The sequence below is a fragment of the Roseovarius halophilus (ex Wu et al. 2025) genome (assembly GCF_047086965.1).
In genome coordinates this window covers 1-12,767 of record NZ_JBKOTX010000158.1, presented here as the reverse complement: position 1 = coordinate 12,767, position 12,767 = coordinate 1, and the positions used below count along the sequence as shown (strand labels likewise).

Here is a 12,767-nt window from a genome sequence, read left to right as displayed (position 1 = left end):
GAAACCGGCGCGCAGTGACGCTGATATTGCATATCACGATCCGCTCCGGGATATGTTAGGGTGTCAGACATTCAGGGGGCGGTAAGTCCGCGCCCAATCGTCAAGGTGAAAGAAGACACATGCAGATTTCCAAGATTACAAAGGCCGTCATGGCCGCATCACTCCTCTTCGTTGCCGCCTGTGAGGAAATGACCGACCCCAACAACCCCAACCGCAACAAGCAGACCGGTGCGACGGTGGGCGCGGGCCTTGGGGCCCTTGTGGGCATCGCGTCCGGCGACAATGCCGAGGAACGCCGCCGCGGCGCCGTCGTCGGTGCTCTGGTGGGTGGCGGCCTCGGCGCCGTCGGAGGCGCGCAACTGGACCGGCAAGAGGCCGAACTGCGCCAGCAGATGGGCAACAACGCGAACATCGTGAACACCGGCGATCAGCTGATCGTGACCCTGCCGCAGGATATCCTGTTTCCGACCGACAGCGCCCAGTTGACCGGCGCGCTGCGGTCGGACCTGACCACGCTGGCGGCCTCGATCAATCGCTACGCGGGCACCACCGTCAACGTCATCGGGCATACCGACAACACCGGGGCGGCGTCCTATAATCAGGACCTCTCGGCGCGGCGCGCCCAGGCGGTCAGTTCCGTGCTGATCAGCGCCGGCGTGTCACCGGATAGGGTCCGCTCGATCGGGCGCGGCGAGAATGCGCCGGTGGCCACCAACCTGACCCCCGAAGGTCGCGCCCAGAACCGCCGGGTCGAGATCACCATCACGCCCAACGGCTGAGAGCGCGACACCGGGGCGGGGCTGGATCTGACCCGGATTCGTGTCCCATTGAGCATGACGGCCTTTGGTCATAGGATTTGACCAGCCCAATGACCCGAGGTCGCCATGCCCTTCCAGCCCGTTCACCCGGAAAAGCTGTCCGACTCGGTCGTGCACCAGATCGAGCGGCTGATCCTGCGGGGCATCCTGCGCCCGGGGGAACGCCTGCCCTCGGAAAGGGAAATGTCCGAACGGCTGGGCGTCTCGCGCCCTTCCCTGCGCACGGCCCTGGCCGAGTTGCAGGAGTCCGGTCTACTGGCCAGCCGGGCCAGTTCCGGTGTCTACGTGGCCGAGGTTTTCGGCAATGCCTTTTCCGATGCTCTGGTGCGCCTCTTTTCCACCCATGACGAGGCTGTTTTCGACTACATCGCCTTCCGCCGCGACATGGAGGGCCTGGCCGCCGAGCGGGCCGCGCTTCATGGCACTCCAACTGACCTGAAAGTGATCGCCACGCTTTACGACAAGATGGCGTCCGCACATTCCAAGCGGAACCCGCAGGAAGAGGCCGCCCTGGATGCGGATTTTCACCTCTCGATCATCGAAGCCAGCCACAACGTGATCATGCTGCACATGATGCGGTCCATGTATCAGCTCCTGCGCGAGGGCGTCTTCTACAACCGCCAGATCATGTTCAAGCAGCGCATGACCCGCGACAGCCTGCTGGACCAGCACCGCGCCATCAACGAAGCGCTTCAGGCGCGGGATGCGGTCGAGGCGCGCGCGGCGGTCGCGGCGCATCTGTCCTTCGTCGAACAGGCCCTGTGGGATCACAAACAGGCCGAACGTAACGAGGGGATCGCCCGGCAACGCTACGATCACGAGGTCGGCCGATGACTGCCCGGGGACGCGGTCGTGCATAGCCATACATGAAAAAGGCCCGGGCGCTGGACCCGGGCCGTTTCAAGAAATCTGCAACCATGCTCAGTGAAGCTTGGCGCCCACCTCGGCGATCGAGTCATCGATACGCTTGTTGGCGCTGTCCGCGTCGGTCTGTTTGGCGATCACATCGCGCGCCGCGCTGATGGCCACGTCAACGGCCTGAGCCTGGACATCGCGCAGGGCCGCGTCCTTGGCGCTCTCGATCTGTTCCTCGGCGGCGGCAAGGCGGCGCGCGACCGAGGCCTTGATGTCTTCCTTGGCCTGGTTGGCCGAGGTCTTGGCCTCTTCCCGGGCGGTCTCGACAATGCGGTCGGCCTGCGCCTGCACCTCTTTCTGCTTGCGCTCGTAAGAGGCGAGCAACGTCTGCGCCTCTTCGCGCAGGGCCTTGGCCTCATCGAGTTCAGACTGGATACCAGCCGCGCGGTCGTCCAGCATTTTGCTAAGTCTGCCGGGCACCTTGAAGTAGATGAGAACGCCAATGAAGACGATGAAGCCCAGCAGCACGATGAAGTCGGTGTTGTTGAGCGAGAAAAAGCCATACTCGCCGCTTGCGGCCAGCGCGGGCGAGCCGGCCAGTGCGAGCGCGGAGGTTGCGATCAGCCTGTTCATGGCGCTTACCCCTTCATCTTGGCATCAACGGCGGCGGTGACGGTGCGGCCGTCTGCCGTGCCGCCCATCGCGGTGACGATGTCCTTGGCGACATCCTTGGCAACATCGCGAACGCTTTCGCGGGCGCTGGCCTGGATCTCGGCGATGGCCTTCTCGCTCTCGGCCGTGCGGGCCGCGATCTCGGCATCGGCCTTTTCCATCTCCGCGTCCAGTTCGGCCTGGATGCCGGCCTTGGTCTCGGCGGCAATGCGCTGCGCCTCGGCGCGGGCGTCGGCAAGGGCCTTCTCGTAGGCTTGCTCGGCTTCCGTCGCTTTTTGCTTGAGCTCGTCGGCGGCAGCAATGTCGTTGGTGATCGTACCCGCGCGCTCGGCCAGGACCGCGGCAATGCGCGGCAGCGCTATGCGCGATAGCACGAAATAGATCGCCACGAGCGCGAGTACGAGCCAGAAGATCTGGTTGGGCCACCAGTCGAAACACAGCTGCGGCATGCCGATGGCAGAGCCATCCGCGCCAATGCAGGTGCTTGCGGTTTGCCCGGGTGTTTCGGTCGCCATGACGTCCTCCGTCGGAACCTGGTCTCACTGTCGGGCGGCCCGTCGCCGCGCCGCCCGCACGCAAGGATGGTGGTTCGTAAGGCTCAGACAGCGAACATCAGAAGCAGCGCGACAAGGAACGAGAAAATCCCCAGCGCCTCTGCGAAGGCGATGCCAATGAACAGGGTCGCGGTCTGGCCAGCGGCCGCCGAAGGGTTGCGCAGTGCGCCGGCCAGGAAGTTGCCGGCCACGGCGCCCACACCGATGGCTGCCGCGCCGGAGCCGATTGCAGCCAGACCGGCGCCGATATGTGCGAGTTCGCCTTCCATGAGAGTTCTCCTTACGATTGATTTGGAAGTTTCGGGATTGGGGTTCGGACCCTAGTGCGACGGGTGCAGAGCATCCTTGAGATACACGCAGGTCAGAATGGTGAAGACATAGGCTTGGATGAAGGACACCAGCACCTCGAGCCCGTACATTGCGGTGATCGCGAGAACCGATAGCGGGCTGACAACGGCGATAGCGGCGAAACCCGCGAAAACCTTGATCACGGCGTGGCCGGCCATGAGGTTTCCAGCCAGACGGATGGAATGGCTGACGGGGCGGACGAAATACGAGATCAGCTCGATCACGGCCAGGACCGGACGCAGCGCCAGCGGGGCACTATCGATCCAGAACAGCCCGAGGAACTTCGTCCCGTTCTTGACGAAGCCGAGGATTGTGACCGTCAGGAACACTGCCAGCGCGAGCAGCACCGTGACCGCGAAGTGTGATGTCGTCGTAAAGGCCGTGGGCACCAGCCCGAGGAAGTTGGCGAAAACGATGAACATGAACAGTGTCATGATGTAGGGAAAGAAGACCACGGCCTCCTTGCCCGCCACGTCCTCGACCATCTTGTAGACAAACCCGTAGGCAAGCTCGGCAACCGACTGCGTGCGGTCGGGCACGATGGCCCTGTGCCGCGTGCCCAGCACCAGCAAAAGGACAACACCAACGACAGCCAACGCCATCCAAAGCGTCGCGTTCGTGGGCGTGTACCAGTTGACCGTGCCGGTGCCGAACAGCGGTTCGACAATGAACTGGTCCATCGGGTGGAAAACCAGGCCGCTCTCTTCTCCGGTTGTCTCAGTCGCCATCGCGTTCGTCTTTCCCGTCTTCGCCGCGCTGTCGGGACAGCTGCGTGTTCTGCATTTCTTCGGCCGTTCGCATCATGGTTTTGACACCGGCCGCGAGGCCCAAGAAAACGAATACCACCATCAACCAGGGCTGCGTGCCCAGAAGGGCGTCCAACCCGTATCCTATTCCGAAACCGATCCCCAGACCGGCCACAAGCTCGATCACCATCCGCCAGGCGTGCTGCGCCTGGGAATAATGTTCCTCGGAATGGTGCTTTGCGACCTCGTCGCCCCTGGCCGCTGCGATCTTCTCCTCAAGCGCCTTCAGGCGGTCCTTTGGATCGTGATCGGACAAGGCCGTCACCCCTTTCCTCAGTTGCGGTTGTGCTAAGCCGGGCGGGGACCAGAGTCAACGCCGACGCGCACGGAACCAAGTCATTGAAAAATAGGGGTGTTATGGAAATGTGCCAGCCTGTCACACCCCGAAGGACCGGCCCGCCATATTCAACCAGCTGGTTGACGTTTGGTGCGTTTGGCGCTTCATGGGGGCATGAGCGCCTCACTGGACACCGTTTTCGCGGCCCTGGCCGATCCGACCCGACGGGCCATCCTGTCGATGCTGCTCGAGGATGACATGGCCGTCACCGATGTCGCGGCGCCCTTCGCGATGTCGCTGGCCGCGATCTCCAAGCACCTCGCGATCCTGACACGCGCCGGGTTGATCAGCCAGGACAGGCGGGGCCGGGTAAAATGGTGCAGGCTGGAACCCGACGCCCTACGCGCGGCCAGCGTCTGGATGCAGGGCTTCGGCCAGTTCGACCAGATCGACCTGGACGCGTTCGAACGGTTCCTCGCCGGGGAATTGGCCACTTCCGGGGCGCAGTCGGTCGACCCAGGATAAGCAACCATGAGGCTTGGCGCGCCGGGGCTTACCCCTGCTCCGCCCGCGCCCAATCCTTCAGGTGTTTCAGAAAGGCCTGGACCTTGGTCGTGCGGTGCAGGTCCACGTGGGTGACCAGCCAGAGCTGACCGCCCCAGTCTTCCTGCGCGGGCAGGACCTCGACAAGATCGGCGTGGCGCTCCAGTTCGCCGAAACTGACAAAGCCGATGCCCACGCCCGCGAGGACAGCATCGACGGTGTTTCGCGTAGTTGACGTGCGAAAGATCACCCGGTCCGGGGGCACGGCCCTCGCAAGCCACTGATCAAAGGGCGCGCGGCTGGCCTTGTCCTCGGGGCCGACGAACCAGTGCCGGGCCAGATCGTCTTCGCCAGCGGGCAGGCCGTACCGCGCGACATAATTGTTAGATGCCACGAGGTGTGCCGACTGCCGGATGAATTTCTGCACCACGTTGTCGGGCTGGTCGGGGGCCTTGCCCGCGCGGACGGCGACATGCGCCTCACCGTATTCCAGGCGGAACAGGCGCTGGCCCGTCAGGTAGCGGATGCTGATTTCGGGATAGGCCGCCCGGAACGAGGCCAGCACCGGCGTCAACTCGGGCGAGAACGCCTCCAGCGAAGTGATGACCAGTTCGCCGGTGACGCCTTCGCCCTGGCCCTTTATCCGGCCGGCCAGTTGGGTCAGCTGGTCATCGGTGGTCGCGGCCACCTGCATCAGGTCCTGGCCCGCCTCGGTGGGGGTATAGCCCCGGGCGTGACGCTGGAACAGACGGGTGCCCAGGCGCTCCTCCAGCGCGTCGATATGCCGGATCACCGTGGCATGGTGGACGCCCAAGACCTCGGCCGCGCCGCTGACGGTGCCGACCCGGGCCACCTGGTAGGCGGTGCGAATCTCGTCCCAATTGTCCATCGGCCCCAACCCCTTCACTGTGGTCCAGTTACCCGGATCATGGGTCTGATTGCAACGGGGCCGGTCTTGCGCGGCGGCAGGACCGGGGTTTAAGGTCGTGGCTGTAGCGAGAGGGGCCGCCATGACCCGCACAGCTCTGCACGCACGCATCACCGGCCGGGTCCAGGGCGTGAGTTTTCGTGCCTGGACGCAGGAGCGGGCCCGCGCGCTGGGCCTTTCAGGGTGGGTGCGCAACCGGCCCGACGGCTCGGTCGAAGCGCTGATCTCGGGACCGGCAGCGGCGGTCGAGGACATGCGCACCCGGCTGCATGACGGCCCGCCGGCCGCCCGCGTGGCCGAGGTCGAGACCGCGCCGGCGGCCGAGGGGGAGCCCCCCCATCCCTTCGAGGTGCGCGCCTGAGGGTCGGTACCGCTGGCCCACGTCTTGACTCCGGCGCATCGACAGCCTAAGCGGCACCCAACATCCGGAAAGCGTCGACTTTCCGGTCCCTGCCCGGTCAGGGATCGCCCCCCGTCAGCGAGGTTTCGCCCACGGGGGCAAGATGCGTTCGCCCGTTTTCCGCATCCGGGGAGGCGTTCCATCGCGAGCCGTCCGTTCCCATATGGGGTGGGCAGAGAGAAACCGCCGAAGGAGGCGCATGATGTTCGAGAGTCTTTCCGACCGCCTGTCCGGCGTCTTCGAGCGGCTGACCAAACAGGGCGCGCTCTCCGAGGAGGACGTCAAGACCGCCCTGCGCGAGGTCCGCGTCGCCCTGCTGGAGGCCGACGTCTCGCTCCCCGTCGCGCGCGATTTCGCCAAGGCGGTACAGAAGAAGGCCACCGGGCAGGCGGTCACGAAATCGGTCACGCCGGGCCAGCAGGTCGTCAAGATCGTCCATGACGAACTGGTCCATGTCCTCACCGGCGACAGCGACCCCGGCAAGCTCAAGGTCGACAATCCGCCCGCGCCGATCCTGATGGTGGGCCTGCAGGGCTCGGGCAAGACGACGACAACCGCCAAACTGGCCAAGCGCCTGAAGGACCGCGAGGGCAAGAAGGTCCTCATGGCCTCGCTCGACGTGAACCGGCCCGCGGCCATGGAACAGCTGCAGATCCTGGGCACCCAGATCGGGGTTGACACCCTCTCGATCGTCAAGGGCGAAAGCCCCGTCCAGATCGCCAAGCGCGCCAAGACACAGGCCAGCCTCGGCGGCTATGATGTCTACATGCTCGACACCGCCGGGCGGCTGCATATCGACGAGGAACTGATCCAGCAGGCCGCCGAGGTCCGCGACGTGGCCAACCCGCGCGAGACCCTGCTGGTGGTCGATGGCCTGACCGGCCAGGACGCGGTGAATGTGGCCACCGAATTCGACGACAAGATCGGCGTTTCGGGCGTGGTCCTGACCCGGATGGACGGCGACGGACGCGGCGGCGCGGCCCTGTCCATGCGCGCGGTCACCGGAAAGCCCATCCGTTTCGTCGGCCTGGGTGAAAAGATGGACGCCATCGAGGAGTTCCACGCCGAACGCATCGCGGGCCGTATCCTGGGCATGGGCGACATCGTTTCGCTGGTCGAGAAGGCGCAGGAAACCATCGAGGCCGAACAGGCCGAACGCATGATGAAGCGGTTCCAGAAGGGCCGGTTCAACATGAACGACATGAAGATGCAGCTGGACCAGATGCAGAAGATGGGCGGCATGGAAGGTGTGATGGGCATGATGCCGGGCATGAAGAAGGCCGCCAAGCAGATGCAGAACGCCGGCGTCGACGAGGATGTCTTCAAGCGCCAGGTGGCACTCATCAACTCAATGACCAAGACGGAACGTGCCAACCCGCAGATCCTTCAGGCCAGCCGCAAGAAGCGGATCGCCAAGGGTGCGGGGCTGGAGGTTTCCGAACTCAACCAGCTTCTCAAGATGCACCGGCAGATGGCCGACATGATGAAGAAGATGGGCAAGATGGGCAAAGGCGGCGCGCTCAAGCAGGCCATGCAGGGCATGATGGGCGGAAAGGGGGCAGGCGGCGGTGGCATGCCCGACATGCAAGACCCAAAGGCCCTGGAAGAGGCTACCAAGGCACTTGGCGGCGGCAAGGGGATGCCCGGCGGGATGCCGGGGATGGGGGGCGGCACGCAACTGCCTCCGGGCCTCGGCGGTTTCGGAAAGAAGAAATGAGTCGGCCCGTGCACGAAAGTCCCTATACCGGCGGGCCGGCCCCACATGCCCCAGCGCATCGGAGCAGCCTATGAGTGACACACCCCAGGACACCGCCGACATGCTGACCGGCCATCGCGACAGCATCGACCGTCTGGACGCGATCCTGGTCTACACGCTGGCCGAACGGTTCAAGCAGACCCAGGCCGTGGGGCAGCTCAAGGCTGAACACGATCTTCCGCCGTCCGATCCCCGGCGCGAGGCGCGCCAGATCGAACGGCTGCAGAAACTGGCGCTGGATGCCGATCTGGATCCGGAATTCGCCAGGAAGTTGCTGAACTTCATCATCGCTGAAGTCATTCAGCACCACAAAAAGCATCAAGGATAACGGGGCCCGCGCCCCAGCCATTCAAAGGAGATACCCCCATGGCCATGAAAATCCGTCTCGCCCGCGCCGGCTCGAACAAGCGCCCCTTCTACCGTATCGTCGCCGCCGACAGCCGCATGCCGCGCGACGGCCGCTTCCTCGAGAAGCTGGGCACCTACAACCCGCTGCTGCCCAAGGATCGGGAGGACCGCGTCAAGATGGACGTGGACGCCGTGAAGGCCTGGCTCGACAAGGGCGCCCAGCCCACCGACCGCGTGTCGCGCATGCTGGAAGCCGCCGGCGTTTTGGACAAGAAGGCCCGCAACAACCCCAACAAGGGCACCCCGGGCAAGAAGGCCCAGGAACGCGCCGAGGAAAAGGCCGAGAAGGCCGCCGCCGCGGCCGCCCCGGCGGACAGCGCCGAGTGATCGGCCCGCGCCGGGACGCCTGCGCGGTGCCCCGGCCGGATTACCGCCCATGAGCGACGAGAGCATCACCCTTGGAAGCATCGCCGGGGCCTTCGGGGTCAAGGGCGAGGTACGGCTGAAAAGCTTCTGCGCCGAGCCCGAGGCGATCGTGGACTACACCCCGCTGACCCGCTCTGACGGGCCGATGGTGCAGACGATCGTGCTGACCGGCCATGCCAAGGGCGCGCTTGTCGTGCGCATGGACGGGATCACCACCAAGGAAGAGGCCGACGCCCTGAGGGGGGTCGAACTGCGCGCCCGGCGCAGCCAATTGCCCGCCCTGCCCGACGATGAGTTCTACCACGCCGATCTGGTGGGCCTTGCGGCGGTCGATACCGGGGGCCAATCCCTTGGCCACGTCAAGGCCGTGCAGACCAACGGCGCCGATGACTTGCTGGAGGTCAGCGCGCCCGGCCTGCGGGATACCGTCCTGGTGCCCTTCACCCGCGCCATCGTGCCCACGGTGAACCTTGCCGCGGGCCGCTTGGTGATCGACCCGCCCGGCGGGCTGTTCGAGGACTGAGGCCGTCAAAGGACGCCGGATCGTGATCCACGGCGGGTTCCACAAGACCGGCACGACCAGCGCACAGAAGTTCGTCCTGGATAACGGGGCACTGATCTGGCCGCATGCGGCCACGGTTCTGCCCGGCCGCAGCCGGGCCAGGGTCGCGCGTCATGCCGTGCGCGCTATTCCATCACCGGTGACCGGGCCGCCATGGCCCGGTTTCGCCGCACCCTGGCCGAGCTTCTGGGCGGGCTGAACCTGGGCAAGCGGGCGCTGCTGATCTCTGACGAAAACCTGTGCGGGCGCATGCCGGGGCGCGACGCGCAGGACGGATACGACAGTGCCCCGGACCTGATGGCCGCCATGGTGCAGGTGATCCGGCGCGACATCGACCCGGACCCGGACCTGCACTTCGTCTTCACCACCCGCAATCCCGAAAGCTGGCTGCGCAGCACCTGGCGGCACAATCTCGCGCAGGCGCGGTTGACGCTGGACTACGACGCCTACGCCGTGATCCATAGGCAGGCCGCGGACCTGGACGGTACGGTCGCGGCTGTCCGCGCGGCCGTGGCCCCCTACCCGGTGCATGCCGTTCCCGTCGAGATGCTGGCCGAGACGCTGGAAGGCCCCGCCACGCCGCTGCTGCACCACCTGGGCCTGCCCGGCGACGCGTGGCGCAAGCTGGTGCCCGCGGCCCGCGCGAACCCCGGGCCGGAGCCTGCACTGGCGCATCACTTTCTGGACTTGAACCGGTCCGACCTGTCAGACGACGACCTGAAGGCGCAGAAAGCGGCGCTGCGCGACTCGCCTTCGGCCACGACCTGACCTAAGGACTGCGCCATGACAGACCGTTCCCCGACCCGCCCGGCCAAGTCCCATGGCCGCAAGACGCTGCGGCCCAGCCTGCAGCCGCAAGACCTCATGCGCAACAACCCCGCGCTGGCCCGCGCCTGGACCGCGCAGGTCATCACGCTGCTGCCCGACGAATTCCCCGGCCTTCTGGGCACCAGCCTGACGGGCAAGGCCCTAAAGGATGGCATCTGGCAGCTCAAGACAACCGACCTGCGCCGCTTCGGGGTCGGCAAACACCGCAACGTCGATGATACACCCGCTGGGGGCGGGGCCGGCATGGTGCTGCGGGCCGATGTACTGGGCAATGCCATCGCGGCCACGCAGCGCGGCGCACGCGGCCGGATGCCGCTGATTCATCTCAGTCCGCGCGGGGTCCCCTTCACGCAGACGATGGCCCAGGACCTGGCCCGGCAGGACGGTGTGACCCTGCTCTGCGGCCGCTTCGAGGGCGTGGACGAGCGCGTGCTGGAGCATTTCGACATTCTCGAGGTCTCGATGGGCGACTATGTCCTGACCGGGGGTGAATTGCCGGCCATGACGCTGATCGACGCCTGCGTGCGGCTGTTGCCGGGTGTGCTGGGCAATGCCGAAAGCACCGTGGAGGAAAGCCATTCCGCCGGCTTGCTGGAGCATCCGCAGTATACCCGGCCCGCCGAATGGCAGGGGCGGACGATCCCCGAGGTGCTGACCTGTGGCGATCACGGCAAGGTCGCGGCCTGGCGCCAGGACCAGAGCGCACGCCTGACCCGCGCGCGCCGACCCGACCTCTGGGCGCGCTACCGCGACGAGACGCCCGAAAAGGGTTGATCGGCCCGCGCGCCGGGACTATACGGCAGCGGTCCGGGACTTGCACGAGTCGTCCGGGCCTGTTTCGTATCGGCATTCGCCCGCTTTCTTCGGCACCGGCCACCGAACGTCACAGACAAGACCGAGAGAAAGAACACCGCGGCAACTCTGGTGGGCGCCATCGGGCGGACCCGGAAGAAGACACAGAGCTCTGACGCGCCCGAACCTTCGTGGACCAACCACGAGCCATATAGGAGAAGATCAGATGGACCTGATCGCACAACTCGAGGCGGAACAGATCGCCGAACTGGGCAAGGACATTCCGGACTTCAAGGCCGGCGACACCATCCGTGTCGGCTACAAGGTGACCGAGGGCACCCGCAGCCGCGTTCAGAACTTCGAAGGTGTCTGCATTTCCCGCAAGAACGGCAGCGGCATCGCCGGCACCTTCACGGTGCGTAAGATTTCCTTCGGTGAAGGCGTGGAACGGATCTTCCCGCTCTATTCAACCAACATCGAGGCGATCACCGTAATCCGGCGCGGCAAGGTGCGGCGCTCCAAGCTGTATTACCTGCGCTCGCGGCGCGGCAAATCGGCCCGTATCGCGGAAAAAACCAACTACCGCCCGCTGTCGCGCGGCGCTGACGCGTGAAGGAATCCCGATCATGAAAAAAGACATTCATCCCGATTACCACACGATCAACGTCAAGCTGACCAACGGCGACGTGATCGAGATGCGCTCGACCTGGGGCAGCGAGGGCGAGACCCTGTCGTTGGACATCGACCCCAGCGTGCACCCGGCCTGGACCGGCGGATCGTCGCGCCTAATGGATCAGGGTGGTCGCGTGTCCAAGTTCAAGAAGAAGTACGAGGGCTTGGGGTTCTAAATGGTCCCGCCCGTGCGAAGCGAGGATGCCGCCGATTTTCGGCGGCATTTTTCGTATCCGGGGGGTGTTAAGAATTTGTTGAGGTCTGTCTTGGACTGTTTCCGCACGGAGAGGCGCGACGCATGATGCACCGAATCTACAGGTTCCTGGGCGTGAACGGCCCCGGGGATTTCATCCTTAAGTTCCTCATGTTCTGCGCCATGATCGTGGCCCTGAACTACGGCTTCCATCTGCTTTGGCCCGGCATCGGGCGGTTCGATCACTGGTTCATCATTGCAAACGGTGTCTGCGTCGGCGGGCCCTTTGTCGGGCTGTTCTTCCTGCTGGTGCGCAAGCAGATGCGCCTGCAAAGGGAACTCTCGACGCGGTCGCGAACGGATGATCTGATCGGGTTGTCCAACCGCCGATTCTTTCTGAAACAGGTCGGCGCGCTGCTCGAGGACGGCATTCCGGGCATCCTGTTGATCATGGATGCCGACCATTTCAAGGCGGTGAACGATACCTACGGCCATCAGGTGGGCGATGCTTGCCTCGTGTCTATCGGCTATCGCCTCACGCGTGCGCTGCGCACGGACGACGTGATCGGCCGCATCGGGGGCGAGGAATTCGGCGTCTTTCTGGCCAATACCGCACCCACGAACACCGGCACGGTCTGCCGCGACTTGCTGATGCCGATTCCCTTCGACGGCGGCGCGGCGCATCCGCACCTGACCATCACCCTGTCCATGGGCGCGGTCGAGGCGCGGCCGGGCATGTCGCTGGATGCCCTGATGCGCGCCGCCGATGAAGCGCTCTACCGGGCCAAGACAAACGGGCGCGCAAGGCTAGAGTTCGCGCCGCGCCTTGCAAACGCGGACGATCATGTGATCCCCATGCCAGCCCCCGATCCCCACGGGCCGACGGAGCTGCGGCGCCAGATGGCCTGACGCGACGGCCCCTTGGGGGGCCGCCGCGGACGGGCGGATACTGCTCAGGCCGCGCGTGCGCCGCGACGGCGGCGCCGCCC

The 12,767-nt window shown here is 65.4% G+C and carries 20 protein-coding genes and 1 pseudogene; 14 read left to right on the top strand and 7 right to left on the bottom strand.

Annotation, left to right across the window (positions count from 1 at the left end; all coding sequences use genetic code 11):
- Nucleotides 1–119: 119 nt before the first annotated feature.
- Nucleotides 120–779, top strand: coding sequence for an OmpA family protein (locus tag ACH107_RS24065; protein WP_412508012.1), 660 nt, complete (start codon nucleotides 120–122; stop codon nucleotides 777–779).
- 105 nt (nucleotides 780–884) lie between these two features.
- Nucleotides 885–1,094 (top strand): annotated as a pseudogene (locus tag ACH107_RS24060) (FadR/GntR family transcriptional regulator); the annotation flags it as partial.
- A gap of 5 nt (nucleotides 1,095–1,099) precedes the next feature.
- On the opposite strand, the gene ACH107_RS24055 reads toward ACH107_RS24060, so the two are convergent.
- Nucleotides 1,100–1,159, bottom strand: a complete 60-nt coding sequence (locus tag ACH107_RS24055; RefSeq protein ID WP_405049825.1) for an LPKTxAVK-anchored surface protein — start codon at nucleotides 1,157–1,159, stop codon at nucleotides 1,100–1,102.
- Between ACH107_RS24055 and ACH107_RS24050 the strand changes: the two genes are divergently transcribed.
- Complete coding sequence (locus tag ACH107_RS24050; RefSeq protein ID WP_412508014.1) at nucleotides 1,143–1,652, top strand: FadR/GntR family transcriptional regulator; 510 nt, start codon at nucleotides 1,143–1,145, stop codon at nucleotides 1,650–1,652. The two genes, ACH107_RS24055 and ACH107_RS24050, sit on opposite strands and share 17 nt — an antisense overlap.
- A gap of 87 nt (nucleotides 1,653–1,739) precedes the next feature.
- On the opposite strand, the gene ACH107_RS24045 is transcribed toward ACH107_RS24050, so the two are convergent.
- From ACH107_RS24045 to ACH107_RS24025, 5 genes are all read right to left on the bottom strand, one after another.
- Entirely contained in the window at nucleotides 1,740–2,306 is a 567-nt protein-coding gene (locus ACH107_RS24045) for a F0F1 ATP synthase subunit B (RefSeq protein WP_412508011.1), read from the bottom strand.
- A gap of 5 nt (nucleotides 2,307–2,311) precedes the next feature.
- A complete protein-coding gene (locus ACH107_RS24040) occupies nucleotides 2,312–2,860 on the bottom strand; it encodes a F0F1 ATP synthase subunit B' (protein ID WP_310690369.1) in 549 nt (182 codons plus the stop codon).
- An 83-nt stretch (nucleotides 2,861–2,943) separates the two neighbouring features.
- Entirely contained in the window at nucleotides 2,944–3,168 is a 225-nt protein-coding gene (locus ACH107_RS24035; protein ID WP_310690370.1) for a F0F1 ATP synthase subunit C, read from the bottom strand.
- A 51-nt stretch (nucleotides 3,169–3,219) separates the two neighbouring features.
- A complete protein-coding gene (locus ACH107_RS24030; protein ID WP_412508009.1) occupies nucleotides 3,220–3,975 on the bottom strand; it encodes a F0F1 ATP synthase subunit A in 756 nt (251 codons plus the stop codon).
- On the bottom strand, nucleotides 3,965–4,309 hold the full coding sequence (locus ACH107_RS24025) for an AtpZ/AtpI family protein (RefSeq protein WP_412508008.1): 345 nt from the start codon (nucleotides 4,307–4,309) through the stop codon (nucleotides 3,965–3,967). The genes ACH107_RS24030 and ACH107_RS24025 overlap by 11 nt, the downstream gene beginning before the upstream one ends.
- 195 nt (nucleotides 4,310–4,504) lie before the next feature.
- On the opposite strand from ACH107_RS24025, the gene ACH107_RS24020 reads away from it, so the two are divergent.
- Nucleotides 4,505–4,855, top strand: coding sequence for a metalloregulator ArsR/SmtB family transcription factor (locus tag ACH107_RS24020; protein ID WP_310690373.1), 351 nt, complete (start codon nucleotides 4,505–4,507; stop codon nucleotides 4,853–4,855).
- Nucleotides 4,856–4,883: 28 nt separating this feature from the next.
- Here the strand turns inward: ACH107_RS24020 and ACH107_RS24015 are convergent, their stop codons facing one another.
- Nucleotides 4,884–5,762, bottom strand: a complete 879-nt coding sequence (locus tag ACH107_RS24015; protein WP_310690374.1) for a LysR family transcriptional regulator — start codon at nucleotides 5,760–5,762, stop codon at nucleotides 4,884–4,886.
- Between the two features lie 121 nt (nucleotides 5,763–5,883).
- On the opposite strand from ACH107_RS24015, the gene ACH107_RS24010 reads away from it, so the two are divergent.
- The 10 genes from ACH107_RS24010 to ACH107_RS23965 all read left to right on the top strand — a co-directional run bounded on the left by ACH107_RS24010 (nucleotide 5,884) and on the right by ACH107_RS23965 (nucleotide 12,687).
- A complete protein-coding gene (locus tag ACH107_RS24010) occupies nucleotides 5,884–6,162 on the top strand; it encodes an acylphosphatase (protein ID WP_412508006.1) in 279 nt (92 codons plus the stop codon).
- A 241-nt stretch (nucleotides 6,163–6,403) separates the two neighbouring features.
- On the top strand, nucleotides 6,404–7,918 hold the full coding sequence (gene ffh / locus ACH107_RS24005; protein ID WP_310690375.1) for a signal recognition particle protein: 1,515 nt from the start codon (nucleotides 6,404–6,406) through the stop codon (nucleotides 7,916–7,918).
- A 70-nt stretch (nucleotides 7,919–7,988) separates the two neighbouring features.
- Entirely contained in the window at nucleotides 7,989–8,285 is a 297-nt protein-coding gene (locus ACH107_RS24000) for a chorismate mutase (protein ID WP_412508005.1), read from the top strand.
- A gap of 38 nt (nucleotides 8,286–8,323) precedes the next feature.
- Nucleotides 8,324–8,692, top strand: coding sequence for a 30S ribosomal protein S16 (rpsP, locus tag ACH107_RS23995; protein ID WP_310690377.1), 369 nt, complete (start codon nucleotides 8,324–8,326; stop codon nucleotides 8,690–8,692).
- Nucleotides 8,693–8,741: 49 nt separating this feature from the next.
- Nucleotides 8,742–9,254, top strand: coding sequence for a ribosome maturation factor RimM (gene rimM, locus ACH107_RS23990; RefSeq protein WP_310690378.1), 513 nt, complete (start codon nucleotides 8,742–8,744; stop codon nucleotides 9,252–9,254).
- Between the two features lie 192 nt (nucleotides 9,255–9,446).
- On the top strand, nucleotides 9,447–10,061 hold the full coding sequence (locus ACH107_RS23985) for a hypothetical protein (RefSeq protein WP_412508002.1): 615 nt from the start codon (nucleotides 9,447–9,449) through the stop codon (nucleotides 10,059–10,061).
- 15 nt (nucleotides 10,062–10,076) lie between these two features.
- A complete protein-coding gene (trmD, locus tag ACH107_RS23980; RefSeq protein ID WP_412508001.1) occupies nucleotides 10,077–10,895 on the top strand; it encodes a tRNA (guanosine(37)-N1)-methyltransferase TrmD in 819 nt (272 codons plus the stop codon).
- A gap of 244 nt (nucleotides 10,896–11,139) precedes the next feature.
- Nucleotides 11,140–11,526 (top strand): 50S ribosomal protein L19, encoded by a 387-nt coding sequence (gene rplS / locus ACH107_RS23975; RefSeq protein ID WP_310690381.1) that lies wholly within the window; start codon nucleotides 11,140–11,142, stop codon nucleotides 11,524–11,526.
- Nucleotides 11,527–11,539: 13 nt separating this feature from the next.
- Entirely contained in the window at nucleotides 11,540–11,761 is a 222-nt protein-coding gene (rpmE, locus tag ACH107_RS23970; protein WP_310690382.1) for a 50S ribosomal protein L31, read from the top strand.
- Nucleotides 11,762–11,883: 122 nt separating this feature from the next.
- Nucleotides 11,884–12,687 (top strand): GGDEF domain-containing protein, encoded by an 804-nt coding sequence (locus ACH107_RS23965; RefSeq protein ID WP_412507999.1) that lies wholly within the window; start codon nucleotides 11,884–11,886, stop codon nucleotides 12,685–12,687.
- Nucleotides 12,688–12,767: the final 80 nt, after the last annotated feature.

Coding starts and splice junctions, on each gene's coding strand:
- ACH107_RS24065 (WP_412508012.1), top strand. CDS start 120: ATGCAGATTTCCAAGATTACAAAGGCCGTCATGGCCGCATCACTCCTC.
- ACH107_RS24045 (WP_412508011.1), bottom strand. CDS start 2,306: ATGAACAGGCTGATCGCAACCTCCGCGCTCGCACTGGCCGGCTCGCCC.
- ACH107_RS24040 (WP_310690369.1), bottom strand. CDS start 2,860: ATGGCGACCGAAACACCCGGGCAAACCGCAAGCACCTGCATTGGCGCG.
- ACH107_RS24035 (WP_310690370.1), bottom strand. CDS start 3,168: ATGGAAGGCGAACTCGCACATATCGGCGCCGGTCTGGCTGCAATCGGC.
- ACH107_RS24030 (WP_412508009.1), bottom strand. CDS start 3,975: ATGGCGACTGAGACAACCGGAGAAGAGAGCGGCCTGGTTTTCCACCCG.
- ACH107_RS24020 (WP_310690373.1), top strand. CDS start 4,505: ATGAGCGCCTCACTGGACACCGTTTTCGCGGCCCTGGCCGATCCGACC.
- ACH107_RS24015 (WP_310690374.1), bottom strand. CDS start 5,762: ATGGACAATTGGGACGAGATTCGCACCGCCTACCAGGTGGCCCGGGTC.
- ACH107_RS24010 (WP_412508006.1), top strand. CDS start 5,884: ATGACCCGCACAGCTCTGCACGCACGCATCACCGGCCGGGTCCAGGGC.
- ffh (WP_310690375.1), top strand. CDS start 6,404: ATGTTCGAGAGTCTTTCCGACCGCCTGTCCGGCGTCTTCGAGCGGCTG.
- ACH107_RS24000 (WP_412508005.1), top strand. CDS start 7,989: ATGAGTGACACACCCCAGGACACCGCCGACATGCTGACCGGCCATCGC.
- rpsP (WP_310690377.1), top strand. CDS start 8,324: ATGGCCATGAAAATCCGTCTCGCCCGCGCCGGCTCGAACAAGCGCCCC.
- rimM (WP_310690378.1), top strand. CDS start 8,742: ATGAGCGACGAGAGCATCACCCTTGGAAGCATCGCCGGGGCCTTCGGG.
- ACH107_RS23985 (WP_412508002.1), top strand. CDS start 9,447: ATGGCCCGGTTTCGCCGCACCCTGGCCGAGCTTCTGGGCGGGCTGAAC.
- trmD (WP_412508001.1), top strand. CDS start 10,077: ATGACAGACCGTTCCCCGACCCGCCCGGCCAAGTCCCATGGCCGCAAG.
- rplS (WP_310690381.1), top strand. CDS start 11,140: ATGGACCTGATCGCACAACTCGAGGCGGAACAGATCGCCGAACTGGGC.
- rpmE (WP_310690382.1), top strand. CDS start 11,540: ATGAAAAAAGACATTCATCCCGATTACCACACGATCAACGTCAAGCTG.
- ACH107_RS23965 (WP_412507999.1), top strand. CDS start 11,884: ATGATGCACCGAATCTACAGGTTCCTGGGCGTGAACGGCCCCGGGGAT.